Here is a 26,287-nt window from a genome sequence, read left to right on the forward strand (position 1 = left end):
AATATAAACAAAACCAACACATACTAACCAAGTGACACTGACCTGATAAAAACTTACGCGATGTTCTGACATAAATCTACTTATATGTGATCGGACTCTACCCTACAATAAACCTAACCACTCAACACATAAATAATAAGATAAGGATTTCTCTTATGAGTACTGAAAGCATTTATAAAGTCACCAACCCAGCGACGGGTGTTGTCGAAAAGACCTATCCAATAGCCACTGAGCAGGATATTGAGCAAGCGGTGCAGCAAGCACATAGCGCTTATAAAGACTGGAAAACAACCTCTATTGAACAGCGCAGTCAATTACTACATCGTATCGCTGATAAATACGAAGAAAAAATTGATGAGTTAGCGGCCATCGTTACACGTGAAATGGGCAAACCCATAGCACAGTCGAAAGGTGAACTGTCTTTTGTGGCTGAGATATTTAGATATTATGCTGATACCGCCCCTTCGTTATTAGAGCCTGACACCATTGATGTTGATAGCGGTAAAGCTCGGGTTGAAAAACATCCTATCGGCGCGTTATTTGGTATTATGCCTTGGAACTACCCGCACTATCAGGTCGCTCGCTTTGCTGCGCCTAACTTTATGGCTGGTAATACCCTAGTTCTAAAACATGCCCCTCAATGCCCTGAGACTGCTGAAGCCATTGAAAAATTGTTTCTTGAAGCCGGCTTACCACAGGGTGTTTACAACAATATTTTCGCCACTAATGATCAAGCAGCTGACATCATTAGAGACTCTCGCATTCAGGGTGTTTCTCTGACCGGTTCAGAAAAGGCTGGACAAGTAGTTGCTCAAATTGCTAGCAGCGCTCTCAAAAAGGTGGTGCTTGAATTAGGCGGCTCAGACCCATTTATTGTGTTAGAAGACGCAGATTTGGACAGCGCTGTCGAACATGCCATTGATGGCCGCTTTGATAACGCTGGTCAAGCCTGTAACGCAGCCAAACGCCTGATTATCTTAGACTCTATTTATGATCGCTTTGTGGATAAATTTACCAATGCAGTCAAACAAATTAGTCTTGGCGACCCAATGCAAAAGAACACTAGAATGGGTCCACTATCTTCGATTAGTGCCGCTGAAAATTTACAAAAGCAGCTTAGTAGCGCTGTTGATGCTGGTGCCACGGTTCTGGTTGAAGGCGGATATGACGCAGAGAAACCCGGCGCTTGGTTCAAGCCTGCGGTATTAACTGATGTGACTAGCGATATGGAAATCTATCAGCAAGAGCTGTTTGGTCCGGTTGCCGTCATCTATAAAGTTGCCAGTGTTGAAGATGCCATTGCTTTGGCCAATGACGTACCTTTTGGTTTGGGTGCATCAATTCATACCTCAAGTGAAGATCTGGCAGAAAGACTGTCAAATGAGCTTGAAGTAGGCATGGTGACTATTAATGCCTCATCAGGTAGCGAAGCAAATACCCCATTTGGTGGCGTAAAGCGCTCAGGATTTGGTCGTGAGCTTGGCCGCTTAGGTATCACTGAGTTTTTAAACTTTAAACTGGTTCGTGATAAGTCTTAATATCATGTGGTTGCCTATTTGAAGCCAACAATTAATAGCCAATACAATTGATAGCCAATAAAAAAACACCAGCTTTACGCTGGTGTTTTTTTTGTATGACTCAAATGGCTCAATAAGTACTGATTATCCCAAAGCTGAAGCGCTTTTATTGCCTAGGACATAGGTCGTAATGTCAAAATCTGCTCACTGCGACCAAAGGGTCCTTTGGTATCATGCAAAATAGCACTGGTTAGCCCAATGCCATCCTTGCCATATTGCTGAACTGCCTCAATACCCAACCACTTGCCTTGTGGCAGGCGGTGCATATGAATTTGCAGATCTGTATTAGGAAATCCCCACGACATCTCAGACATTGCAACCGCACTACGTGGCACCACACCATTAGCAGTATCGACCAATCCCATGATACGCACTAAGTCTGTGGTATTCTCAGCTTCTACCATATCCAAATCAGAACTAATCCAAACGACCCCTTTACCAGGACGACGTTTCGGATCAGCAACCACAGATATACTCTTAATAAAGCCGCCTGGCCATACTTTCATGCCTTCCCACGCTGGTAGCGATTCAGGCGCTTGGCTCAACGTCACATCCTCAAGGCCAGCGACATCGCTAGAATCTTGGGTAAGCAGTCGCCAAGCACGGGCAATAATACAGTCTCGACCGCCATGACTCATGACTGCTTCAACCAATTCAATGGTTCGACCAGGACGGATGATACAAGTGGTAATGGTGAATGGCTCTAACGGGATGAGTCCTAAGATATCAAGGCTCAAACGTGCCATACGCAGATTTGGCTTCGGTGAGAATAGGGTTAGCTCATGAGCCAAAATACCTGTGGCTGGCGCCATATGTTGTTCATGGTCATTCCAAGCGCCTTGAGCATGTTCGGTCGGCTGATACTGAGCAATACAGCTGCCGTCTTCGGTATAGCTGCGTTCAATACATTGATAATATGAGGTCATAAATCATCCTTAATTTATTTAATCCTATTATTTTTTTAGAGATGCTTTTTCTATATTTTATTATTAATAGATAGCTTTTACTTGAATACACTTACTCTAAGCGCAGGCGACTTTAGACCTTAGCGCAAAGCACAACAGGCCTATGGCTTAGCCATGATTGCCTGTTGCGCGCTTAGAACAGTATCTGCTTGTGCTTATTTAATGATTTATTAAAACTGCTCTGTTAAGGCTGCACTTGCTTTACGGGAATGCGCAGCTCTTTGGGTAAGCTAAAGGTAACATTCTCCTCAATACCTTTAAGCTCATCTGGCATTTCACCGCCCCACTCTTGCAATTGGTTTAATACCTCTTGTATCAAAACTTCAGGCGCTGAAGCACCAGCGGTGACACCCACGGTACTCACACCTTCAAACCATTGCTGCTGCATCTCGCCAGCATTATCAATTAAATAAGCGCGGCAGTTCATACGCTCTGCTAGCTCACGCAAACGGTTTGAGTTTGATGAGTTAGGTGAGCCCACAACCAGCACCACTTCACAACGTTCTGCCAAATCTTTTACCGCATCTTGGCGGTTTTGGGTGGCATAACAAATGTCATCTTTGCGTGGGCCTTGGATATTAGGAAAACGCTTACGCAGTGCATCAATCACTAGCGCCGTGTCATCCATTGATAAAGTTGTCTGGGTGACAAATGCCAAGCGATTAGGATCATTCACTTGCAGCTTTTCAACATCGGCTTCGTTTTCAACAAGATGAATCTCACCACCATATTGAGCACTAAAACGCCCCATCGTACCCTCAACTTCAGGATGACCTTGGTGACCAATGAGTACCGCGTCCATTTTTTCACGAGCAAACTTTGCCACTTCAATATGAACCTTGGTCACTAACGGACAGGTCGCATCGAACACGGTCAAATCACGGCGCTGAGCTTCATCTTCCACCGCCTTTGATACACCATGCGCTGAGAAAATAACGATAGAGCCATCTGGCACTTCATCCAGATCTTCTACGAATACTGCGCCACGGTTGGCCAAGTCCGACACCACAAATTTATTGTGTACGACTTCATGACGAACATAAATAGGCGGCTCGAAGCGTAATAAAGCTTCATTAACAATAGCAATAGCACGGTCAACGCCAGCACAAAACCCACGTGGATTCGCAAGATAAATTTGCATAACAGTTCTTCACAATAGATAATCAGAGAAATAGAATATGGCTTATAACTCAATCAATCCACTTAGCCCGATAGAGAACTCACAAACAATTCACTTTAACCGTAACCCTGTCAGCTTACGGTTTAATCTATCGTTAAAAGCGATTTGGTTTAACAGCTATTTTTAAAAGCCATTTTGGTTTTGTGATTACTATAACATATCCGCTAAAATAGCAGGCAGGGCGAGCATGATTTTGTAAAAATAAACATCTATTTTTCATAATCGCTATTTTGAATGGTTGTTATGGGTCATCCATCTATAAAGGTTAGATGAAAAAAGAGCAAGACTAATAATCCAATGGTTGACCCTAATAAAATGTATAACCCTACTACTAAGTGACAAGTTCAGGCGAACTACCCTCCTATTATTCCTACGATTAACCACTATATAAGAGACAGCAAATATGAAAGGATCACTTTTTATTATTACCGCCGCTTCCGGTACCGGAAAAACCTCACTGGTCAAACAGTTGATTGCAACCACTAACGACTTAGCGGTGAGCGTATCGCACACCACGCGTGATCCCCGTCCAGGTGAAATCGATGGACAACATTATCATTTTACAAATCCGGATGCTTTTATTGAAGGTATTGAGGCCGGTGAGTTCTTGGAACATGCCAAAGTGTTTGATAATTACTATGGCACCTCTGAAAAAAGCGTCAACCAACAGCTAGACTCTGGTATCGATGTGATTTTGGAAATCGATTGGCAAGGCGCCCTGCAAGTTAAAGAGCGCTATGATGATGTCACTATGATTTTCATTCTACCGCCAAGTAAGGCCACATTACGTCAGCGCCTATCTTCTCGTGGTCAAGACTCACAAGAAGTGATTGAAAAACGTCTGGCAGGTTCGGTTACCGAGATGAAGCAGTATGTACACTTTGATTATGTGGTGATTAATGACCACTTTGAGGCAGCACTGAGTGAGCTTAAAGCCATTATCGTCGCAAAACGTCAAACCACTGAGCGTCAAAAAGCACGCTATGGCGAAACCATTGCTGACCTTATTAAAGACTAGCTTTAACGATTAGCGATAGCACCAAGGCTTACTGGCTGCAAATAAACAAAAGTTCACCACTTAATAGCGAATATTTGCTATAATGGTCAATTAATATTCACATGAACACCTATCACCAAGTTGTGATAAACAAGAGGACGTTATGGCACGTGTAACTGTAGAAGACTGCTTACATGCAGTAGACAATCGCTTTGAGCTGGTACTGGTTGCCAGTAAGCGCGCCCACCAATTAGCAAAGGGCATCGCTGAGCCATTGGTTGATGTGGACAATGACAAACCCACTGTTTTGGCGTTACGTGAGATTGCCGCCGGTCTGGTCACTAAAGATATTTTAGACCAGCCTGATCATCATTTTGCGACCAACTCATTAGACATGGCTTTAAGTAACGGTCAAGGATTCTAAACAGCCTACTGTTTTAGATATTAAAAAACCACGATGCGCACTCGCCTATCGTGGTTTTTTTATCGCCTTAATTTTTCATTGCTGTATTTTGTTATCGCTTTGTGTTTTTATCAGATAATTTTTTAATATTATTCATTTAAAATCCTATATTTAATAGGTTTAATATCATTTATAAGGCTGTCATTTCCCACAGCTTTTGATAAACTTAGCGGCTTTTTTAACGCAGGCAATGATTTATTTAACGCTTTATGCTATTTATACTGTTGACAGCACGCTGTTTTTACGATTAATTAAGAGGTTAGCTGTACTTTTTACTTTAATTGATATAAATACAACCCTATATAATATATTGTATTAAACGATTGAAAATAGCCTTAAAAAAACAGGCTCTAAAAGAAAGATAGTTATTGATTGTTTTAATTTAACTGCCGCTTACCTGAAGGATGAATACTATGACAGTCCCCAAAACTGATTCCAAGCCCATCACTCAGGCTAGCACTAACGCATCAGACTCTAAAACGGATATGATAAAAAATTTGAATACTGATATTGACGGTCATGTCATTAATAACATTGCCAATGATGAGAACATCATAGATCCTATTATTAGTGCTGATATCGATCTGCCTAATTCTGATGAAGATGTGTAAATACCCCATTCTTAACACAACATCATCGTAGAATAATTAAGCCACCTGTCTATACTGGGCAGGTGTCATATCATTAAGTGAATCATGGGGTCTTTCGGTGTTATAAACCGTGATCCACTCCTCAGTCAGTTGACTGACTTCATTTAAATCATTGAATAAATAACAATCCAAAACCTCATTGCGGTAACTACGATTAAACCGTTCAATATAAGCATTCTGATAAGGACAGCCAGGCTCAATATAGTCAATATAGATACCGTGAGCCGTTGCCCAATCAGTAAACACTTTAGAGGTGAACTCACTACCATTATCCACACGAATTTGCTTAGGATAACCATGCCACTCGGCTAACTGGTCAAGGTAGCGAATCACTCGGAGTGAGGGAATGCTGGTACCAATATCAATGCCGAGTATTTCGCGGTTGTAATCATCAATCACATTAAAGGTTCGAAAGCGAATATTATTGTGCAGCTTATCGCTCATAAAGTCCATAGACCAAGTATGACCCAATGCGTTTGGCACACTTAACGGCTGGGGGTTACGTGTTGGTAGCCGTCTTTTAGACTTACGGCGTAGGTTTAAGTTTAAAGCTTTATAAACACGGTGTACTCGTTTATGATTCCATGAATAGCCAAGCTTGCGTATACGCTTAAAACACTTTGGGAAACCCCAACGATTGTGCTTATCTGTTAGTTCATTTAAGACATCAATAATCTCACTATCATCAGATAGCTTAGGCTTATAGTAATAAGCGGTTCGACTCATACAGACCACCTGACAGCTCGATGCAATACTGACACCATACTGCGCCTGCAATTCTTGAGCCCAGACTTTGCGCTCACAAGCAGGCGCTATAGCTTTTTTATGATATCTTCCTGCATTTGCGCTTTGAGGCTTAAATCAGCATACATCTGTTTAAGCCTACGGTTTTCTTCTTCAAGCTCTTTTAGTCGCTTAACATCAGAGGCTTCCATGCCTCCATACTTGGAACGCCATTTATAGAAAGTCGAATTAGCAATTCCGTACTTACGGCACAGCTCTTTAGCAGGTATTCCTGCTTCTGCTTCTTTTAAAATGGATACTATTTGGGTCTCAGTCATTCGTTTGCTCATATTAAAACTCCTTATGGGTATTTTATAAGAAATTCTACGTTTGAGCTGTGTTATTTTAGGGGATAGTTACAGATGATCATGTCAATCAAACCTCTTATATGCAAAAGCTGCCCAAGCTGAGTCACCACTTGGTTGATGAATCTCAGCGCAATCTTATGCGTGCAGTGGCTTATTTAACCGATACCGAAAAACAAGATATACTTGATGCCTGCGCCTTTGGTGACAAAGCGCATATTAAAGACAAGCGCAAATCTGGTGAGCCTTATATCACTCACCCGATTGCTGTGGCTGAAATCTTAGCCGGATTCAGACTAGACCGTGATTCGATCATTGCTGCTATTTTGCACGATACCGTTGAAGACACAGAAGTAACCTCTGAGCAAATCTCTGAGCGTTACGGCATTACTGTTGCTCGCCTAGTCGACGGGGTAACCAAGCTAAAATCATCTAATCACAACAAACAACAAAATAAAGCGGCAACTTTCCATAAGATTATGTCCGCAACTTTAGATGATCCACGCGTACTGATTATCAAATTGGCTGACCGTCTACACAACATGTCTACATTGGATTCGGTGCGTCCTGAGAAGCAGCGTGCAACCGCATCAGAGACCTTGCAGTTTTATGTGCCCTTTGCCCGCCTAATGGGGCTTAACGATATCGCTGACTATATGGAAATCTTGTGTTATCGCAACCTAGATCCAGTGATGTATACCAAAATGTCGGACAAGCTGTTACAGCACGGCTTGGGGCGTAAATATCAAAAAGAAGCCATTCAGCAATACCTCAATTATGTACTCGATAAACATGCCATATCTGGCCATGTGCGCGTGCTCGACAATCAAGTAATTATGTACCGTCAGTTCTTCCGTAACCGTGGTGAAATGGAAGATTTACTGCGCCACTATGCGTTTGAAATCGTCACCAATACCATTGAGGACTGTGATTCTCTGGCTGATTACTTGATTAAAAAATACCGTATTCCGAATAATTTAATTGAAGACAACATTCGTCATCCGCTTCCTGGTGGCAACCAGTCGTTAACGCTGACTTATATTCGTGATAACGATACCATTAAGGTCACCTTACTGACCCGTAAAATGCAGGCAGCGGCACGCTTAGGTGTGATTGGTGCGGAGCAAGCTTCTGATCTGAGTCGCTCTGTTATTAAAGCCTCTTTACGTAATATGAAAGAGCTGATTGATACCAAGCAAGACGAAGACAAAAACTCAGACAGCAACGTCGACGCAGTCGATAAAAATGCAGATAATTATGACGATATGGTGGAAACCATTGACGAGCTGATCTCATATTTAAATAGCCGAAAAATTGTCTGCTATAGTCCTAAAGGACGTGCTTATGAGCTGCCTAGAGGAGCGACAGCGTTAGACTTTGCTTATGCCGTCGGTCCTAAAGTGGGCAATATTGCAACCGGCGCAAAAATTAATGGTCATAACGCCAAACTGGGTTCTGTATTACAAGCCGGCCAAAAAGTTGAAATCGAAGTAGATAAAGATGCCAAGCCAAAAGCAGAGTGGCTAGGTATCGTAGTGACCAGTAAAGCGCAGCGTACGTTAAAACGTTGGTTTAGTAGTTTGCCTGAAGAAGAGCAACAGCAGCATGGCAAGCAAGCGTTAGACCGTGCGTTACAGACTTATGGTAAGTCTATCAAGGATGTCACCCAAGAAGACTGGGAAGACTTGTTACAGTGGCAAAATGTGAGCAGCAAACAGGATCTGTATCAAAGAATGAGTGCTGGCGCGCTATTGCCACAGTTGGTAGTGTCTCGCTTATTTAGTGATGATGTGACCAAATCGCATCAGCAAGCACATAAGACTGGCTTTAACCGTCCTAATCAGCTGTTATCTAATGCCAATGGTGTGGAAGTACACTTTGCTGGTTGTTGCCGTCCTATCTTCGGTGATCCAATTATCGGTCACTTAACCATGCATGGTCTGGTGCTACATCGTCACCGCTGTTACTCGATCATTAATAAATATGCTGAGAAACCCTACGAGCTGGTGCAGCTAGATTGGTATAGCGAAGAAGAGATTGAAAAGCATATCGAACACCCTAGCGATCGCCCTCACTTTACCGCCTATTTGAAAATTAATCTGGCGTTAAATGATGAACAAGTTTCTCATGTACTATATACTCTACGACAGCTTAGTATTGGCATCGAAAAAGTGGATATTCGCTCAGACTCCACCATCATTCATGTCATTGTACGCAGCCGTAGCCATGTGCTTGAAGGTATTGAAGCACTGCGCCCACACGTCGGTTTTGGTAGTATCAGACGCCTTTACCGCTTATAACAGCATAATAAACTTGCGATAATACAAAGGAATTTACTATGACACGTCAAACCATTCATACAGATAAAGCCCCTGCCGCAGTCGGTGCTTATTCACAAGCCGTTAAAATCCCTTCGGTGGGTGGCAGCTTGGTTTATATTTCAGGTCAGCTAGGCTTTGATCCTGAGACCATGGAATTAGCTGAAGGTTTTGAAGCTCAAGCAGCACTGGTTATGGACAATATTGAAGCCATTTGTGAAGAAGCCGGCGGTAAGCTAAGCGATGTGGTTAAGTTCAATGTTTCATTGACAGACTTAAACGACTTTGCAGCACTAAATGCTATCTTTGCTGAGCGTTTATCAGAGCCTTACCCTGCACGTGCTGCCGTACAGGTTGCTGCTTTACCAAAAGGCGGCGTTGTTGAAATTGAGTCTATTTTATTTATTGAAGACTAATCTGTTTGATTCTGTTAAACCTAGCATGAGTTAATGCAGAATCGATAAATATAAATCGATAAATACAAACAGTTAGTTGGTTTAAAAAATAGAACGTCAACTTTAAAGCAGCAACTCGGCCAAGGCTAAGTTGCTGCTTTTAATATAGCCTGATCAGGCTTAGCCCATCATCTATTATAAGTTTTCGAGTTTGTCTTTAGCAGGATTAGTAGGGAGTATTATTTTCAATGCTTGTTCGTGTCGCCCTACCCGTTCCCTTATATCGTGAATTCGATTACCTGCCTATCGGTGTCCAAGCGTCTCAGCTAGAGTCAGCCCAACCTTCAGCCCCTGTGAACTTACCGCCAATTGGTAGCCGAGTGCAAGTCCCTTTTGGTCGACAAAGCTTAATCGGCATCGTGATTGATCACATTGATAGCAGCACCAGCGATGTACCGGTTAATAAACTAAAAAGTATTAAAACGGCTTTTGATGATGTTGCCATCTTAGATAAGCAAATGCTGTCATTGGCTCGGTGGCTTGCCGGCTACTATCATTATCCACTTGGAGACGTGCTATCGGTGATGCTGCCGACTTTAATCCGCCAAGGCAAACCGTTGGATTTATTGGTAACACATTGGCGGGTGTTGCCGCACGTTAGTGATACCGACTTTCCTCCCAATGCACATAAGCAAAAGCAGCAGTTTGCAATGTTGCAACTACACGGTGACAAAGGTGCCAGTGAAGATACGTTGCTACTGCAAGGTATGGAGCGCCCATTTTTAAATAAGCTGCAACAAAAAGGCTTGATTGAAAGCTATGTCGAATGCAAGCCAGACCCTGAACCTGTCACCCTGGCCAAAATGCCGCTGCAATTAAATGATCAACAAGCGCATGCGGTTGACGCTATCTTGCACAGTGTCGAGCAGCAGGTCTATAGCGGTTACTTACTTAATGGCGTTACTGGCAGTGGCAAAACAGAAGTCTATTTACAGGCGATGCAGTCGGTACTAGAAGCCGGTAAACAAGTGCTGGTATTGGTGCCAGAAATTGGCTTAACCCCTCAGACCCGTGCTCGGTTTGCTGAACGCTTTGCGGCCAATATTCTGCTGCTACATTCTAATTTAAACAATACTCAGCGTATGCATGGCTGGGAAGACTGTCGCCAAGGACGCGCTCAAATCATCATCGGTACGCGATCTTCTGTACTGTATCCGTTTGCTAATTTAGGTTTGATTGTGGTCGATGAGGCGCATGATCAGTCCTATAAGCAGCAAGACACCTTGCGTTACCACGCCTCCGATGTTGCACTATATCGTGGCTATCAGTTGGGTATCCCGGTGGTATTAGGTACAGCAACACCCTCTTTAGAGCACTTAAAGCTGGTTGAAGACAATAAGCTGACCGAGCTTAGCTTAACCGAACGTGCGGGCGCGGCTACCATTGCACAAATGCATTTAGTCGATGCGCGCGATGCACCCACTGCTTACAGCAATCTGCCGGTTAAGCAAAGTGGTGAGTCTGATACACATCAAAGCGAATCAAGTGACTCGGCCAGTGCTGTGACTTCAGACACGCATCTTTCAGGTCAGCCGCAACAGCCACCCAAGCAGCCTGAACTGCTACCTAATTTACACACTACCCAAAACACTGGCTTAACCGATGCAACCATTGATGCCATTCGCCGCACACTCGATGCCGGTGAACAGGTATTAGTATTCTTAAATCGCCGTGGTTATGCACCTATATTGCTGTGTGACGCCTGTGGCTGGCAGGCCAACTGTGTGCGCTGCGAGGCGCATATGACAGTACATCACAGTCAACTCAACAGTCGCCAACCCAGTTATCTTAAGTGTCACCACTGTGACTGGCAGGCAGCTATCCCAACTTCTTGCCCTGAGTGTAATAGCGTCAATTTAAATGCCATCGGTATGGGAACCACCCGCCTTACTGAAAGTCTGCATGCACTGTTTTCAAACCCACAGACCAGTAAAAAAACTTACCCCATTATTCAAATAGACAGAGACACCACTCGTCGCAAAGACAGTTGGGAAGATATTTATCGCCGTATTCAAACCGGTGATCCGGCCATATTAGTCGGCACCCAAATGGTCGCCAAAGGTCATCACTTCCCTGATGTGACCTTGGTATGCCTGCCTAATGCTGATCGTGGCTTTTTGTCACCAGACTTTCGCTCTCCTGAGCATACGGCACAGCTGATCGTGCAGGTAGCAGGTCGCGCGGGTCGCGGCAGCAAGCCGGGTACGGTATTAATACAAACCGTACAACCTGAAAATCCATTACTGCGTAAACTGGTACGCGATGGTTATCATCCTTTTGCGCTAGAGTTATTAAAAGAGCGCAAAATGTTAGGTCTGCCGCCTTATACTCATGCAGCTTTGATTCGCTGTGAGGCTAAAACCTTAGAGCGTGCGACGCAAGCATTAAAAGACGCTTTGGCGATTATGCCAGCGCATGAGTTGGCCATCTTAGGCCCAATTGACGCCCCTATGAAGATGAAAAATAGTCGCTTTCACAGTCAGCTATTGTTGATGTCCAAGCAGCGTCCTCATTTGCATCAGCTGCTTAGATTCTGGTGGCCCCAAGTATTGCAGCTGCCCTCAGCTAAGTACTTAAAGTTAACGTTAGATATTGATCCAGTCGGATGGTAAGCAGCTATAGCTCATCAGTAACTCATCAGTCGTTTGGCTAAGGCTGTTGGTTGCGCTATGCTGTTAGATAATAATTGAAGATTGATATGTGATTGTTTTAGTTTGCTGCTCTATAGCAATTAAAGATTTGGCTTTATATGGAGAGTAACACCGTCTATGTCCCCACATCATTCAGACCCAAAGCATACCCAGGATGAGCTCATCGAGCATGATCCACCTCACTTTCACGATGAGCCAAGCGCTAGAGACATGAGTAAACAGCGTCGTATTTTGCTGATTTGTTTTTTACTCATTACTTTCTTTATGCTGGTAGAGGCGATTGGTGGATTGCTCACCCACAGCTTGGCTTTGCTATCTGATGCTGGGCATATGCTATCGGATGCAGCAGCATTAGGGGCTACTTTGTTGGCCTTTAAAATTGGTGAGAAGCAGGCCAATAGTAAAAAGACTTTCGGCTACAAACGCTTTGAGATTTTAGTGGCCGGCGCCAATGGTGCAACCTTAATTCTGATAGCGGGCATGATTATTGTCGAAGCGTTCGATCGCTTTAGCTCACCACCTGAAGTCGCATCACAAGGCATGTTAATCATCGCAACCATTGGTCTGATTATTAACTTAATCGTGGCCTGGCTATTACACCGAGGCGGTAATGATCACCATCATGATGATGACCCTTTATCGGATGAAAAAAACCTGAATATGCATAGTGCCTATCTGCATGTGCTTGGAGATTTACTAGGCTCAGTTGCTGCTATTATTGCCGCATTGTCCATGATTTGGATGGGCTGGTGGTGGGCCGACCCTGTGGCCTCTGTAATCGTGGCAATATTAATTTTGATTAGTGGTTACCGAGTGGTCAAAGCGTCGGCACATATCCTAATGGAGGGTGCACCGGAGGAAATTTCACTAGCAGAAGTGAAGCAGACCATTGAAGGACACGATGAGATTATCGCGGTGCATGACTTACATATCTGGAGTATCACCAGTGGACTGCATGCCCTGTCTTGCCATGTGGTGGTTGATGGCGATATGCGCATCCTTGAGGCCAGCGAATTGATTCATGACTTAGAACACAGTCTTGAACTGCTTGGCATTAGTCACACCACCATTCAAGTTGAATCAATTGAGCATCCACACAATCGAATTGAGGCCATTGTCTGCCCAATAGAAGAAACACCGGCTAATCATAGTGGCCACAGTCATCTTGGCCATCACCATTAATTGCTGTTTAAGACTCAATTCAAGTGGTTTAGGCTAACTGGTGTTCTGCTCAGAGCCCTAACAACATAAAAAGACCAAGACAGCGACTTATATAGTCAGTGTCTCGGTCTTTTTGTATGAGTTACTATTAGCTAATATCTTCTATTTGCGTGTTTTTATCTATATGGCTTTATCTATTATGTGGCTGTATACAGCCTACTGGCTTCGATAGCGGGCTGTTATCTTGTTATACAACAAACGCAGTAAAGGATAGACCAACCATACGATGGCAAACAGGGTAATGCCTATCGAGGTTATCAGCATACCGATACGTATGATCATATCTAACGATATTTCGCCTATCCAGACCTCAGGCGCTATCGCCGGTCCCATCGTCGAGGCAACGGCAAAGTAAAAGGCAAACAAGCATAAACCTACCGTCAGTACTAGCCTGACACAGGTAATTAAAATGATGCTCAATAGCGAGTGTTGGTCTTTATACTGAAGTATTTTTAGCATCTCACCCGCCTTTTAATGGATAACATAAAAGGATAACAGGGCCTTATATTTATTCGCCTTCATCAGACAGCTCATCATTATACAACTCAATCAGGCACTCTCATAAGTCGTAGAGGTGCTTACGATGAGATGTGTTGTAGCAGTGGCTGATACTGATCGGCAGGAATCTCTAGCACCTGACATAAGGCTACCACAAAACCATGAGCATCATAATAAGCATCAAGAAAGCTGCCATCCAACCCCAAAGTAGCATGACGTAATACATGATCTAAGCGGTCTTTTGCTGCAATGGTATGTTGGCGTGGATAACCCATGGCTTGTACAATCTGGCCGGGAGTCAGTTTTTGCTGCTGGATGCGAGCAACCATAATCTCGGCCAATGCACAGCGTGGGCGATAACGACGGGTACTTAATAAAGGCACAGAAGTAGTGTAATAAGAACTGGCTGGAGGTAGTACAGACATGATAAATAGACTCCTTGACTCCGACAATAGATACTTATTTATAGGGCACAGAGGGCCTTGTCAGAGTACAGGCTCATGCGCTTTACCAGAGTTTTTTTATCGTGCTGGAAGTTGCAATGCGACCGTTTGATCTACCATTTTGGCCCTAGAATATAATCTAAATGACCTAAAACTGGATTTTAAAAAACAAGCCGCAATTAAACCCACGAATCTGAATAATTAACAGACCATATAATACTAGCACAAAATATGGCCTCTGACAGCAAAAATACGTTTAAGCTGTGTCTTGAGTCAAAACTTGAGTCAAAAATAGTCGCAAGCTCACTAAATACCTATCAGTCAACTCTAACAAATACCGATTAGCTGAGCGTATTTAACGGCACTTTTAGATAGCGAACCCCATTATCTTCTGGCTCAGGCATCTTGCCGGCCCGAATATTTACCTGAACAGAAGGTATGATAAGTCTTGGCATATCAAGCGTTGCATCACGCTCTGTGCGCATTTTGACAAACTCAGCCTCACTGATACCGTCACGCACATGCACATTATCCACCTTTTGTGCAGCGACATTAGTTACCGATGAATGGCTACGCCCTTCTGGCGGATAGTCATGGCATAGATAAATCTGCGTATCATCCGGCAGTGACAAAATCTTTTGAATGGAGTGATACAGCTGATGCACATCCCCACCAGGGAAATCACATCGAGCCGTTCCAACATCTGGTGCAAATAAGGTATCACCAACGAAGATGGCCAGTGCTGAGTTACTGTCAGACTCAGTACTACTAGCCTCTTCACTGCCTTTCTCAACAGACACATGCATGGCGATATAAGCCATGTCAGCTGGGGTGTGCCCTGGTACATGCATCACCGTCAGCTCAATATCACCCAACATAAAGGTTGTACCTTCTTCTGTCAGCATATCGAACTGGCTAGCATCCGTCTTAAAGCGCATATCTAGATTGAACACATCCTTGAATATACGCTGCACCTTGGTAATGTGTTTACCAATGACCAGCTTACCGCCTAACTGCTGCTTAAGATACTGCGCAGCAGACAAATGATCAGCATGTGCGTGGGTTTCAATGATATACATCACCTTTAGCTCATGCTCGGTAATAAAGTCTGCCACTTGCTGCGCCGACTCAGTGTCGGTATGACCAGACTTAAAGTCATAATCGAGCACAGGGTCTATAATGGCGCATACTTTATTGTGTGTATCTGCCAGTACGTGGGTATAGGTCTCGGTGTCTTGATGCAAAAAAGAGGTTACCTGCATAGCGCACATAGCCTATCGCTCCTTTTATTAGTGTTTTTATTATATTAACAGTGGTTAATTATTATCAGTTTCAGTATTATTATATAAAAATATATATTAATTAGCGCATAGTAACACTTTTTGAACAACAAAAAAGCTGGCAACAAGGCCAGCTTTCTTTTTAACTAAAAACATTAAGCAATAAACAACAACCGATTAGAATAAAACACGTACTCGGATGGTTTCTTTAATGTCTCTTAGCTTATCTAATGCTTCTTGTGAGTTGCGGTTATCCACATCCATCACTAGGTAACCCACATCACCTTCTGTCATCAAGCTTTGCGCTAGAATGTTAATGCCAGATGAGGCAAATGAAGTGTTAATTTGTGACAATACGCCAGGCACGTTTTTGTGGATATGTAATAAACGATGCGAGCCTTCTTTAACAGGGATGCTAACTTCAGGGAAGTTAACTGAGGTTGTGGTATCGCCTGTATCTGAGTATTTAACAAACTTCTCAGCCACTTCTAGACCAATATTGGCCTGAGCTTCTTGAGTTGATCCACCAATGTGTGGGGTCAAGATAACATTGTCGAACTTACGTAGTGGTGATTCAAACTCTTCGTCTGCAGATTTTGGCTCTTTCGGGAACACGTCCACTGCGGCGCCAAGTAGCTTGCCTGACTCAAGGACAGCTGCCAAATCATCAATCTCAACACAAGTACCACGTGCGGCGTTAATGAAATAGCTGCCATCTTTCATCTGATCAAACTGCTCTTTTTTCATCATATAGCGGGTGCTTGGCAGGTCTGGCACATGCAATGTCACGATATCAGCTTGTTGTAGTAGCTCTTCTAAGCTGCCCACTTGCACGGCGTTACCCAGTGGCAATTTAGTGACAACGTCATGGTAAATAACCTTCATGCCCAGACCTTCTGCCAGTACAGAAAGCTGTGAGCCGATAGAGCCATAACCGACGATACCCATCACTTTACCGCGAACCTCATGTGAGTTCTTAGCAGATTTACCCCAGCCGCCGCGATGGACCACTGCGTTTTTCTCAGGGATACCACGATATAACATGATGGCTTCAGCCAATACCAACTCAGCAACAGAGCGGGTGTTTGAGTAAGGCGCATTAAATACAGGAATACCAAACTCCCGTGCCGCTTCTAAATCAACCTGGTTGGTACCAATACAAAAACAACCAATCGCGATTAGCTTCTCTGCATGCTCAAGGACCTCACGGGTCAATTGGGTGCGTGAACGAATACCAATAAAGTGCGCATCTTTAATTTTTTCGACCAGCTCATCTGGATCTAATGCGTATGATAAATACTCAATATTGCTATAACCGGCTGCATTTAATACTTTTAGTGCGTTGTCATGCACACCTTCTAATAGTAAAAAACGTATTTTGTCTTTCTCAAGCGATAACGCCATATCTTTGCCCTTATTAAAACCTATTAATTTAATAAAATTACAAACCCATCTGTGCAGAGTGTTCTCTCCAACAGACATCATGATATAAGCTTCTATTGCACAAGCTTAAATTAACAGGCAATTTAACAATTTGCAACGCTGCATTATAGCCTGACAGGGCTACTAAAGCGGCTATATGCGACCCCGTAAAGCATTAAACCACCTGATTATCAGATATGTCATAATACGACTATCTGATGATAAATTAAATAGCTATGGCACAATAAATTGTGAATAAGCGCCTGCTAATTATGACTATCACGCTAAATTATGGCTATAATAGATAATCGGTTACCCCATTTAATATCAATTTATTATTTGTTAAGTATTTATCTTATTATCATTTTTATTGCCCATTTACAATATTCTAAGAGCCTCTTATGACAGCATCTCATCAAGCATCTAATAAAGCCCCCGCCCATGAACAAGCTCATGGTGCACATCAAGCGGATATTGATACCCCAAAGCTACAGCAAGCCCCTACCGACCCTGCTGCATTAAACGCACTGTTAAAAGCGTTGAGTGATCAGCATGGCTTTGATGATAGCCAAGTTAAAACCGATGAGGACAGCTTACAACATTGGGGTAAAGACTGGACCAAGCACTTTGCACCGGCGCCGTCTGCCATTGTGTTCCCTAAATCTACCGAGCAAGTTCAAGCGGTGGTGAAACTGGCCAATGAGCACAACATAGTGGTCACCCCAAGTGGCGGACGCACTGGACTGTCTGCTGGCGCGGTCGCCAGTAACGGTGAAATCGTGGTAAGTCTGGATAAAATGAATAAAATCGGTGATTTCTTCCCTGCTGACAGAATGGTTGAGATTGAAGCGGGAGTTATTACCGAGCAGCTACAACAGTTTGCCGAAGACAAAGGCTTGTATTATCCGGTCGACTTTGCTTCAGCTGGCTCCAGTCAAATTGGCGGTAACATAGGCACCAACGCTGGCGGTATCAAAGTGATTCGCTACGGCATGACCCGTAATTGGATTTTAGGCCTAACGGTTGTCACTGGTAAAGGCGATATCCTTGAGCTAAACCGTGGCATGATTAAGAATGCCACTGGTTATGATTTACGCCAGCTGTTTATCGGTGCGGAAGGTACACTGGGTATCGTCACCAAGGCTCAAATCAAGCTAGACCGCGCGCCGCAAGATTTGACGGTGATGGTATTTGGCATGGATGAGTTTGATCACGTGATGAATGTGCTATCAGCATTTCAATCACAGTTAGACCTGACAGCCTTTGAATTCTTTGATGAGGTCGCCATCGAAAAATTGATGGCCACTGGTCATGTACAAGAGCCTTTCGAAGCACGCACCAAATACTACACGCTACTTGAGTTTGAAGCGCCTTATGAGCCGATTATGGATAAAGCGATGGCTATGTTTGAGCAGTGTATGGAAAATGGTTGGATTGTCGATGGCGTCATGAGCCAGAACTTAGCGCAAGCTGCTGAACTATGGAAGTTGCGTGAATACATCTCAGAAACCATCTCAGTGTTCACACCCTACAAAAACGACGTGTCGGTGCTGATCAGCTATGTGCCTGAGTTTATCAAAGACATTGAAGAGGTCGTTAATAGCAACTACCCTGACTTTGAAATCTGCTGGTTTGGTCACATTGGTGATGGTAACTTGCACTTAAATATTCTCAAGCCTGAAAACCTGAGCAAAGATGAGTTCTTTAAGAAGTGTCAAAGCGTCAATGATTTGGTGTTCCAAACCGTACAAAAATACGGCGGCTCAGTATCCGCTGAACATGGTGTGGGTATGACTAAAAAGCCTTATTTAAATTACACCCGTCCTGATGTTGAGATTGAGTATCTAAAAGCACTAAAACAGGTATTTGATCCTAATGGCATCATGAACCGTGGCAAAATCTTTGATATTTAATTTGTTATTCAGAACGATGATTTGTCGATAATCTATAAGTCATAATCTAAAAAAGCAGGATCAATAATGATTCTGCTTTTTTTAATGTATGGGTTAAACCTAAATACTTTAACGGTTAACCAGCGGGATTTAAAACGCTTAAATCAAATCAAAGCCTAAACCAGATCAACCTAATCTGCACTCACGATATTCGCACTTACTATGAGTGAAAAAACATCTTATACAAAATATAAATCGCTATTATCGTAAAAATACTCAGTACGCCTTGAATAAAGATAAAGGCCTGATGTGGTCCCATAATATGTCTCATTAGATGTCCCATTGCATTTAAATGAATACCGGAAGTTTTGACGTGGGCGGGCGTGGATAACTTCTGAATGGCTATTAAAAACTGCTCAGTGTAAGCAATACTCCACTCATAAGGTCGAAATGGTAAAAATTCTGCCAAGCTACTCGCTTGCTTTTTTGTTTCTGGTGACCACAGCCAACGCTCCAAAAATAGCATGCGCACACCCCAATTAATAAACTGGCGCAGCTTAATCGGTTTAATTAACAGTATTTTTATATTTTTGTGGCGTTCATCATCAAACAGGTTTTGTAGTACCGGCAGCAAGATGCGCTTTTCACCCTCCAAACACTGTAAAAAGCAGCCATTGCCATAACACAAAGTACCTGTAATACCGTGCTGTTTATTATAATCACGCGCATCAGACTGAATGGTTTTAAACACTTTGGGCTGAAAGCGATTTTTTAAGCTCAAACTACTGACGTACACCATACGAATCAGTGCATCATCTTCAATTTGTTTTAGTCTGTTGGCGGTCTCTTGTTCGTATAAGGGCATAAAAACATCCTTTTATGACGTACTCACCTATGCCAATTTTTTATTTTTTCAATATTTTTTATTTTAATTTTGTTTTCAAATTTAAGTTTTATTCTCAACGTTAAATCTGACTTTCGCTTTAAGCCTGCCATCGAGGTCCCACAAACAGACCATCACTTCTAAAATAGAAAAATACAACCAAGACTTAAAATTCGAAAAGTATAAAATGAGAAAAAATGCAAGTAAGGCATACATTACTCATAGCAAAGTATACAATAATTTACGATAGTTATATAGTATTTATACAAAAATAGAGCTTTACATTGTAAACATAGCTTTATATCAATGAATCTCAACTTCACTTATTACCATCAAGCAACAAAATAATTAAATAGAAAATTAATAGTTATAAAGCCTTTCGATAAACGACCTTAAACCACAACGTTACAATTCTTCATTTTATTCAATTGCCATACCTTCTATAATATATGGCCTAGTATCAATAGATAGACTGATTAGCTTCCATAGGTACCTTAGGTTAATAAGTAGATTAAGACAGACGACCGCTAATACGTACCATTAATCATGCGAACTAAGTAAATCACCGCGAAGCAACAGCAGCTAATCCCTTCGACTCTGACCATTTAGACAGCTAACCACAACTGATTTTCAAATAATCCGAAACTAAATTATCTTTACATCTGATTTTCATTTATAGGTATAAACATTTTAGGTTGGATACCCTAAAGCTGCGCCATTGGTTACCAGTAATATCGATTATCTATTAAATAATTTGTTAGGTAACATTAGCTATTATTAAGTAGCATTAACTAAAATTGATACTTACAACACATTTCATTTTCTTTTATCCGTTCTACGAGTAATCCCATGACAACCAAAACCGAAGACTTTCATCTAAAAATTGCCGAAATTAAGAAAAAAGACTATCCACAATTAAAGACATTAATGGATAAAGTGTATGCTGATTTAGGCGGATCTTGGTCAAAAACCACTATCTATGCTTTGATTGAATCTTTTCCAGAAGGTCAAATTGCTTTATTCGATCATGATAAGTTAATCGGTATGGTTCTAACCATGCGCGTTAATTATCAGCGTTTCTCAAACCCGCATACCTATGATGATCTGTTAGGCCAACGTGAAATCATCAAAGACGATCCAAAAGGTGATGCTTTTTATGGTATTGACGCGCTTATTGACCCTGACTACCGTGGTTACCGCTTAGGTAGACGTTTATATGATGCACGCAAAGAACTGTGCCGTCAGATGAACTTCCGTGCTATTTTAGCCGGTGGTCGTATTCCTAAATACCACAACTATCAAGACTTAACACCGGGTGAATATATCGATGCGGTAGAAGCGCGTGAGATTTATGACCCTATCTTGTCGTTCCAGTTGTCTAACGGCTTTATCGTTAAGCGTATTTTGACCGGCTACCTACCTGACGATAAGCAATCAAAAGGCTTTGCAACGCTACTTGAGTGGGCAAACATTTATTATGAGCCTCAAGATTACAAGCCTAATACCCGTAAGACTGACGTGCGTATCGGTGGTATTCAGTGGCAGATGCGTGAAGTTGAATCACCCGAAGAGCTGTTACAGCAAGTAGAGTTCTTCGTCGATATTATGGCGGACTACAATGCCGACTTTGCGTGCTTACCAGAGTTCTTTAACGCGCCGCTTATGGGCTTGTGTGAATCGACCGACCAAAACGTTGCTATTCGCTTCTTAGCGGATTACACCGAATGGTTTAAAAATGAAATCTCAAACCTGGCGGTTAGTTACAACGTAAACGTGATTACTGGTTCAATGCCTTTATTCGATGAAAACGAAGAGATTCTGTATAACGTCAGCTACTTATGTCGCCGTGATGGTACGGTTGAAGAGCAGCGTAAAATTCACATCACCCCTCATGAGCGCAGTGCTTGGGTGATTGAAGGCGGTAATAAAGTACAGGTATTTGACACAGATGCTGGCCGTATCGGTATCTTAATTTGCTATGATGTTGAGTTCCCAGAGTTGGCTCGTCTGCTTGCGTTAGATGACATGGATATCTTGTTCGTACCATTCTGGACAGACACCAAAAACGGTTACTTGCGTGTGCGCCACTGTGCTCAAGCACGTGCGATTGAGAATGAATGCTATGTGATGATTTGTGGCTCGGTTGGTAACTTGCCTCAAGTTGAGAGCTTGGATATTCAGTACGCTCAGTCATCTGTATTCTCGCCATCAGATTTTGCATTCCCACATGATGCGATTATGGCAGAGACCACACCGAACACTGAAATGGTGTTCTTCTCTGATGTTAACTTAGACAAGCTGATTCATGTACGTAACGAAGGTTCAGTGAATAACCTAAAAGACCGCCGTGAAGATATTTTCACTTTAAAGTGGAAGAAAAAGGCTAAAAAGTCAGTTGAAGAAAGCTCCAAACAAGAGCTCAAGGACAACTCTCACAGCGTGCGAGATGGCGTACCATTACATAATCGAGCGACAAAACCTATGTAACCAAGCCTATGTAATGGATGAGCGATTGAGCATAATATTGTTTGATCAAAGCCATGTTCCAATTAAGCACTCGATTTAAATATTATCAAAGCACATTTTTTTGAAAAAACATTTATTTGGCGTTTGGGCTATAATCCAAGCGCCATTTTTTTATTCAGTAGTGGAAATACTATGTCTCAGCACGACCCTAAACATGACCCATCATTAGATAGCTCAACGAATACCAAGCCTATAACCCAATCTCCAAAGTCAGATAGACCAAAGTGGTTAGGCTGGGTGTGGTCAACCTTTAAGTATCTGGCTCTATTTCTAGTCATTTATACCGCAATTAATTGGTGGCGACAGCCGGTCATGCCAGCTGATCCACAGCTGCAATTAACCGATTATCAAGGGCAAATGGTCGATCTTGAGCAGTTAAGCCATGACTCCCCTGTCCTGGTGTATTTTTGGGGTACCTGGTGTGGTGTCTGTAAAGTGACTTCGCCAACTATCAATGCCTTGGCTGAAGACAGCGACTATCCCATTGTGACTATTGCCATTCAATCTGGCGATGAGCAAACCCTTCAGCAATATATGACCCAACACGATTATCACTTTACAACCATCAATGATCCCAATGGTGACATATTCCAACAGTGGCAAGGACAAGTGACGCCCTCTTTTGTAATTCTAAAAGACGGTGAAATGACCCAAGGATTAACTGGAATCCAACCAAAATGGTCACTAAAGTTAAGACTCTGGCTTTCTGCGTTGGGCTAATCCACTGCCTTTAACCATCTACTACCAACTACCAACCCAACTTATCTAATCAAACGCTTTTTTATAACATAGCTTATGGCTTTGCTGTTATTCGCATTTTGCTAAACCGTTAGGACGCTATTGTTGGGTACTGTGATTTACCATTATCTTTAACACAACTCTATCACCTATAATTTTGGCCGCCTTTGGTCAAAATTTGTATTACCAATACTCTATATTTAATGGCTATTTGTTCTATAATAGGCCTGCAAATTTGTCATACATTCTGTTAACAACCATACATACTTGTGTAATAGTTGAGACTAGCGACAACTCAAGATATACCCCTCTTTTTCATTTTCTACCGATACATTAAGGACGGTCTATGGATCCTCGCCCGACGGATAACACCACGCCCAGCGACGCTGCCCCTTTATATGAATATAACCCAGACTTTAGCAATGGCAAATGGTTCCCAAACTGGCGACCTTTTACCGGTGACTTAGACCAAAACCCAGTTGCCATTAATGAGTACTTACCACCTGCCAAAAGCTTAATGCTGGGTATTCAGCACACATTTGCCATGTTTGGCGCCACAGTACTTGCACCATTATTAATGGGCTTTGATGCCAACTTGGCCATCTTAATGTCCGGTATCTGTACCATTTTATTCTTTATCATGACTGGCGGCCGTATGCCCAGTTATTTGGGCTCAAGCTTTGCCTTTATTGGCCCAGTGATTGCTGCTACTGCCTACGCTGGCAGTGGCCCTAATACCAATCTTAATGTCGCCTTAGGCGCTATCATGACTTGCGGCATAATCTATGCTTTGATTGGACTGCTGGTGATGAAGGTGGGTACTGATTGGATTGAGAAGCTGATGCCGCCAATTGTCACGGGTGCCATCGTGATGATTATCGGTCTTAACTTAGCCCCGGTTACGGTACAAGGGGTTTCGGCCAATCAATTCGATGCATGGATGGCAACTTTGACCGTGGTGCTCATCAGTAGCGTGGCCATTTTTACCCGTGGTATGCTGCGCCGTTTGCTATTGCTGGTCGGTCTGATATTGTCTTATATCATTTATTATTTGGTGACCAATGTGCTTGGATTTGGCACACCGATTGATTTTAGCGGCGTACAACAAGCCGCTTGGTTTGGTCTACCTAGCTTTCACAACCCTGAATTTAGCATGGACGCCATTGTCCTAATTGCACCGATTGCTTTTATCTTGGTTGCGGAAAACTTAGGCCACTTTAAAGCGGTTGAAGGCATGACTAAATCGCACGTGACCCCTTATATCGGGCGCGGCTTTTTTGCAGACGGTCTGGCCACTACCTTTTCATCTGCCTTTGGCGGTACTGGTGTCACCACTTATGCTGAGAACATTGGCGTGATGGCAGTGACCAAAGTGTATAGCACTACCATCTTTGTGGTTGCTGGTTTGGTCGCTGTATTCTTAGGTTTATCACCAAAATTTGGTGCCATTATCCAAAGCATTCCTCCAGCCCTACTTGGTGGTGCTTCTATCGTGGTGTTTGGTTTGATTGCCATTGCTGGGGTTAAAATCTGGATCGATAACAAGATTGATTTTAGTAAAAACAGCAATCTAATCATCGCTGCTGTGACCGTTATTATGGGCGCGGGTAACTTTAGTCTACATTTGGGTGGTTTTGACTTAGGTGGTATCGGTACCGCTACCTTAGCAGCCATTGTATTAAATGCTTTATTTAACCGTGAGATCTCAAATACACGCCAAGTAAAGAGCTAATAAACTAGCGTTAGCAAATTAAGCCCATGTCACAAAGTGCTTAACTTGCTTAACCTAAAATAAACCTACTGTATCCATTAAAAAAGCCCATTACGTGAATAACGAATGGGCTTTTTAGTGGGTAGTGTTTTTAGAAGCTAGTCTAAGGTCTATCTTTTGCTTAACGGCGTCTTACTTAACGGCGCCGATAAAAACGGGCAAAGAAGCGATAACGGCGTAGCTTTGTGTTTTGACGTAATGGCTTCGGCTTTAATGATCCCAAATAAATAGCAAACATGGTCAACATTGCCCCTGTCCATTGCGCTCCATTAATTGGTTTATGTAGCCAAAAATAGTCAATGACCAGCGCCGCAACCGGCTCACTTAATAACAATAATCCGGTTAATGCTAACGACAACTTCGGAATCGAATACGCAATTAATCCCCATGCCAAGCATTGCATCACTGTACCATAAATAATAATCCAACCAAGCTCAGATAAACTATTAGGCAATATTTTGCCGCCATCGAGCAACAACATCGGCAATATCATCGCTAACCCACCGCCCAAACTTACCCGCTGCATTAAAATAAAAATCGGAGTCGGCGCTGCTTGGTGGGTCATACGAATAAAGGTCATTGACGCGGCCAACATACTGGCAGAGACGATACCGGTAATAAAGCCATACGCAGCGTGATTATTATTGGCAAACTCAGGACTGGCAATCAATACCACCCCTGCCAATGCAATGAACAAACTAATCAGCTGCACTAGCGTTTGACGTTCTTTAAAAATAATATAGCCCAAAGCGGCTAAAAAGAATATCTGCAGACTATTTAGTAGTGTTGAAATACCTGGTCCGACCGCATAGATACTTTCGTGCCACAGCGCCAAATCAACACCCAAAAAAGCCCCTGACAAACAGCCATAAATAAGCGCTTTGCTTTTATTTTGTGTGCTAATATTGTCTGGCATACGCTGTTTAAACAGCACCGCTAATAGGGTAAAGACGATACCGGAAATGGCCAAGCGCCAAAACGACATGGCAAACCCACCCACCTCAACGTGGGCAACAATCAGACTGCCTAAACCAAAAATTATACAACCGATAATCAGACCGACGGCAGCATATGGCGGCTGTTGTTCACTGTGTACATGCGTCTGGCTCATACCCTACCCTTACTATACTAACGCTGTTGAAATGTATGATAAATTGATGCTACTTTTTTTTAAATCAGCTCTATTTTTTTCCTGACAAAATGATAAGCTTGATAAGTGTAGCAAACTTCCAGATGATTAGGGCACGTCTTCTATTGAAACAACCCATC

Annotated in this window: 21 protein-coding genes; 12 read left to right on the forward strand and 9 right to left on the reverse strand. The window is 42.7% G+C overall.

All coding sequences use genetic code 11. From position 1 onward, the window contains the following. The first annotated feature begins 155 nt into the window (after positions 1 to 155). The gene (locus A6J60_RS04405) at positions 156 to 1,538 is read left to right on the forward strand and encodes an NAD-dependent succinate-semialdehyde dehydrogenase (protein WP_096064899.1); all 1,383 of its coding nucleotides are present in this window, start codon (positions 156 to 158) and stop codon (positions 1,536 to 1,538) included. A gap of 152 nt (positions 1,539 to 1,690) precedes the next feature. Here A6J60_RS04405 and A6J60_RS04410 read toward each other — a convergent pair whose 3' ends face one another. Next, the gene (locus A6J60_RS04410; protein WP_096064900.1) at positions 1,691 to 2,503 is read right to left on the reverse strand and encodes a thioesterase family protein; all 813 of its coding nucleotides are present in this window, start codon (positions 2,501 to 2,503) and stop codon (positions 1,691 to 1,693) included. Positions 2,504 to 2,726: 223 nt separating this feature from the next. Beyond that, positions 2,727 to 3,683 carry a 4-hydroxy-3-methylbut-2-enyl diphosphate reductase gene (gene ispH, locus A6J60_RS04415; protein ID WP_096064901.1) on the reverse strand — a complete coding sequence of 319 codons (957 nt, stop codon included), beginning with the start codon at positions 3,681 to 3,683 and terminating at the stop codon, positions 2,727 to 2,729. A gap of 442 nt (positions 3,684 to 4,125) precedes the next feature. Between ispH and gmk the strand changes: the two genes are divergently transcribed. From gmk to A6J60_RS04430, 3 genes are all read left to right on the forward strand, one after another. Continuing rightward, positions 4,126 to 4,740: a guanylate kinase gene (gmk, locus tag A6J60_RS04420; RefSeq protein WP_096064902.1), complete on the forward strand. Its 615-nt coding sequence runs from the start codon at positions 4,126 to 4,128 to the stop codon at positions 4,738 to 4,740. A 142-nt stretch (positions 4,741 to 4,882) separates the two neighbouring features. Then, on the forward strand, positions 4,883 to 5,143 hold the full coding sequence (gene rpoZ / locus A6J60_RS04425) for a DNA-directed RNA polymerase subunit omega (RefSeq protein WP_096064903.1): 261 nt from the start codon (positions 4,883 to 4,885) through the stop codon (positions 5,141 to 5,143). Positions 5,144 to 5,595: 452 nt separating this feature from the next. Further along, positions 5,596 to 5,793 (forward strand): hypothetical protein, encoded by a 198-nt coding sequence (locus A6J60_RS04430; RefSeq protein WP_096064904.1) that lies wholly within the window; start codon positions 5,596 to 5,598, stop codon positions 5,791 to 5,793. A 36-nt stretch (positions 5,794 to 5,829) separates the two neighbouring features. Here A6J60_RS04430 and A6J60_RS04435 read toward each other — a convergent pair. Then, a protein-coding gene (locus A6J60_RS04435; protein WP_413772355.1) for an IS3 family transposase occupies positions 5,830 to 6,905 on the reverse strand; the annotation gives its coding sequence in 2 pieces (ribosomal slippage) (positions 5,830 to 6,650 and positions 6,650 to 6,905; 1,077 coding nt in all). 98 nt (positions 6,906 to 7,003) lie between these two features. Between A6J60_RS04435 and A6J60_RS04440 the strand changes: the two genes are divergently transcribed. The 4 genes from A6J60_RS04440 (at position 7,004) to A6J60_RS04455 (ending at position 13,526) form a co-directional block, all read left to right on the forward strand. Continuing rightward, positions 7,004 to 9,220: a RelA/SpoT family protein gene (locus tag A6J60_RS04440; RefSeq protein ID WP_096064905.1), complete on the forward strand. Its 2,217-nt coding sequence runs from the start codon at positions 7,004 to 7,006 to the stop codon at positions 9,218 to 9,220. 38 nt (positions 9,221 to 9,258) lie between these two features. Beyond that, positions 9,259 to 9,654, forward strand: coding sequence for a Rid family detoxifying hydrolase (locus tag A6J60_RS04445; RefSeq protein ID WP_096064906.1), 396 nt, complete (start codon positions 9,259 to 9,261; stop codon positions 9,652 to 9,654). Between the two features lie 227 nt (positions 9,655 to 9,881). Further along, the gene (priA, locus tag A6J60_RS04450) at positions 9,882 to 12,305 is read left to right on the forward strand and encodes a primosomal protein N' (RefSeq protein WP_096064907.1); all 2,424 of its coding nucleotides are present in this window, start codon (positions 9,882 to 9,884) and stop codon (positions 12,303 to 12,305) included. A gap of 156 nt (positions 12,306 to 12,461) precedes the next feature. Beyond that, positions 12,462 to 13,526: a cation diffusion facilitator family transporter gene (locus A6J60_RS04455; RefSeq protein ID WP_096064908.1), complete on the forward strand. Its 1,065-nt coding sequence runs from the start codon at positions 12,462 to 12,464 to the stop codon at positions 13,524 to 13,526. Positions 13,527 to 13,721: 195 nt separating this feature from the next. Here the strand turns inward: A6J60_RS04455 and A6J60_RS04460 are convergent, their stop codons facing one another. From A6J60_RS04460 to serA, 4 genes are all read right to left on the reverse strand, one after another. Further along, positions 13,722 to 14,024: a hypothetical protein gene (locus tag A6J60_RS04460; RefSeq protein ID WP_096064909.1), complete on the reverse strand. Its 303-nt coding sequence runs from the start codon at positions 14,022 to 14,024 to the stop codon at positions 13,722 to 13,724. A gap of 119 nt (positions 14,025 to 14,143) precedes the next feature. Then, positions 14,144 to 14,488, reverse strand: coding sequence for a hypothetical protein (locus tag A6J60_RS04465; protein WP_096064910.1), 345 nt, complete (start codon positions 14,486 to 14,488; stop codon positions 14,144 to 14,146). A gap of 359 nt (positions 14,489 to 14,847) precedes the next feature. Continuing rightward, positions 14,848 to 15,768, reverse strand: coding sequence for an MBL fold metallo-hydrolase (locus tag A6J60_RS04470; RefSeq protein ID WP_096066473.1), 921 nt, complete (start codon positions 15,766 to 15,768; stop codon positions 14,848 to 14,850). A 195-nt stretch (positions 15,769 to 15,963) separates the two neighbouring features. Next, positions 15,964 to 17,190 (reverse strand): phosphoglycerate dehydrogenase, encoded by a 1,227-nt coding sequence (gene serA / locus A6J60_RS04475; RefSeq protein WP_096064911.1) that lies wholly within the window; start codon positions 17,188 to 17,190, stop codon positions 15,964 to 15,966. 419 nt (positions 17,191 to 17,609) lie between these two features. Here serA and A6J60_RS04480 point away from each other — a divergent pair, with 419 nt between their 5' ends. Next, positions 17,610 to 19,121 carry an FAD-binding oxidoreductase gene (locus tag A6J60_RS04480; RefSeq protein WP_096064912.1) on the forward strand — a complete coding sequence of 504 codons (1,512 nt, stop codon included), beginning with the start codon at positions 17,610 to 17,612 and terminating at the stop codon, positions 19,119 to 19,121. A gap of 199 nt (positions 19,122 to 19,320) precedes the next feature. On the opposite strand, the gene A6J60_RS04485 is transcribed toward A6J60_RS04480, so the two are convergent. After that, a complete protein-coding gene (locus tag A6J60_RS04485) occupies positions 19,321 to 19,965 on the reverse strand; it encodes a BLUF domain-containing protein (protein ID WP_096064913.1) in 645 nt (214 codons plus the stop codon). Between the two features lie 867 nt (positions 19,966 to 20,832). On the opposite strand from A6J60_RS04485, the gene A6J60_RS04490 reads away from it, so the two are divergent. The 3 genes from A6J60_RS04490 to A6J60_RS04500 all read left to right on the forward strand — a co-directional run bounded on the left by A6J60_RS04490 (position 20,833) and on the right by A6J60_RS04500 (position 24,979). Next, positions 20,833 to 22,470 carry a carbon-nitrogen hydrolase family protein gene (locus A6J60_RS04490; RefSeq protein WP_096064914.1) on the forward strand — a complete coding sequence of 546 codons (1,638 nt, stop codon included), beginning with the start codon at positions 20,833 to 20,835 and terminating at the stop codon, positions 22,468 to 22,470. A 171-nt stretch (positions 22,471 to 22,641) separates the two neighbouring features. Further along, positions 22,642 to 23,229 carry a protein disulfide oxidoreductase gene (locus A6J60_RS04495; RefSeq protein ID WP_096064915.1) on the forward strand — a complete coding sequence of 196 codons (588 nt, stop codon included), beginning with the start codon at positions 22,642 to 22,644 and terminating at the stop codon, positions 23,227 to 23,229. A gap of 364 nt (positions 23,230 to 23,593) precedes the next feature. Then, complete coding sequence (locus A6J60_RS04500) at positions 23,594 to 24,979, forward strand: solute carrier family 23 protein (protein WP_096064916.1); 1,386 nt, start codon at positions 23,594 to 23,596, stop codon at positions 24,977 to 24,979. Positions 24,980 to 25,154: 175 nt separating this feature from the next. Here A6J60_RS04500 and A6J60_RS04505 read toward each other — a convergent pair whose 3' ends face one another. Continuing rightward, the gene (locus tag A6J60_RS04505) at positions 25,155 to 26,129 is read right to left on the reverse strand and encodes a DMT family transporter (RefSeq protein WP_096064917.1); all 975 of its coding nucleotides are present in this window, start codon (positions 26,127 to 26,129) and stop codon (positions 25,155 to 25,157) included. Positions 26,130 to 26,287: the final 158 nt, after the last annotated feature.

Origin of the sequence: Psychrobacter sp. FDAARGOS_221 (genome assembly GCF_002313155.2) — a bacterium.
In the GTDB taxonomy this organism is placed as follows: Bacteria; Pseudomonadota; Gammaproteobacteria; order Pseudomonadales; family Moraxellaceae; genus Psychrobacter.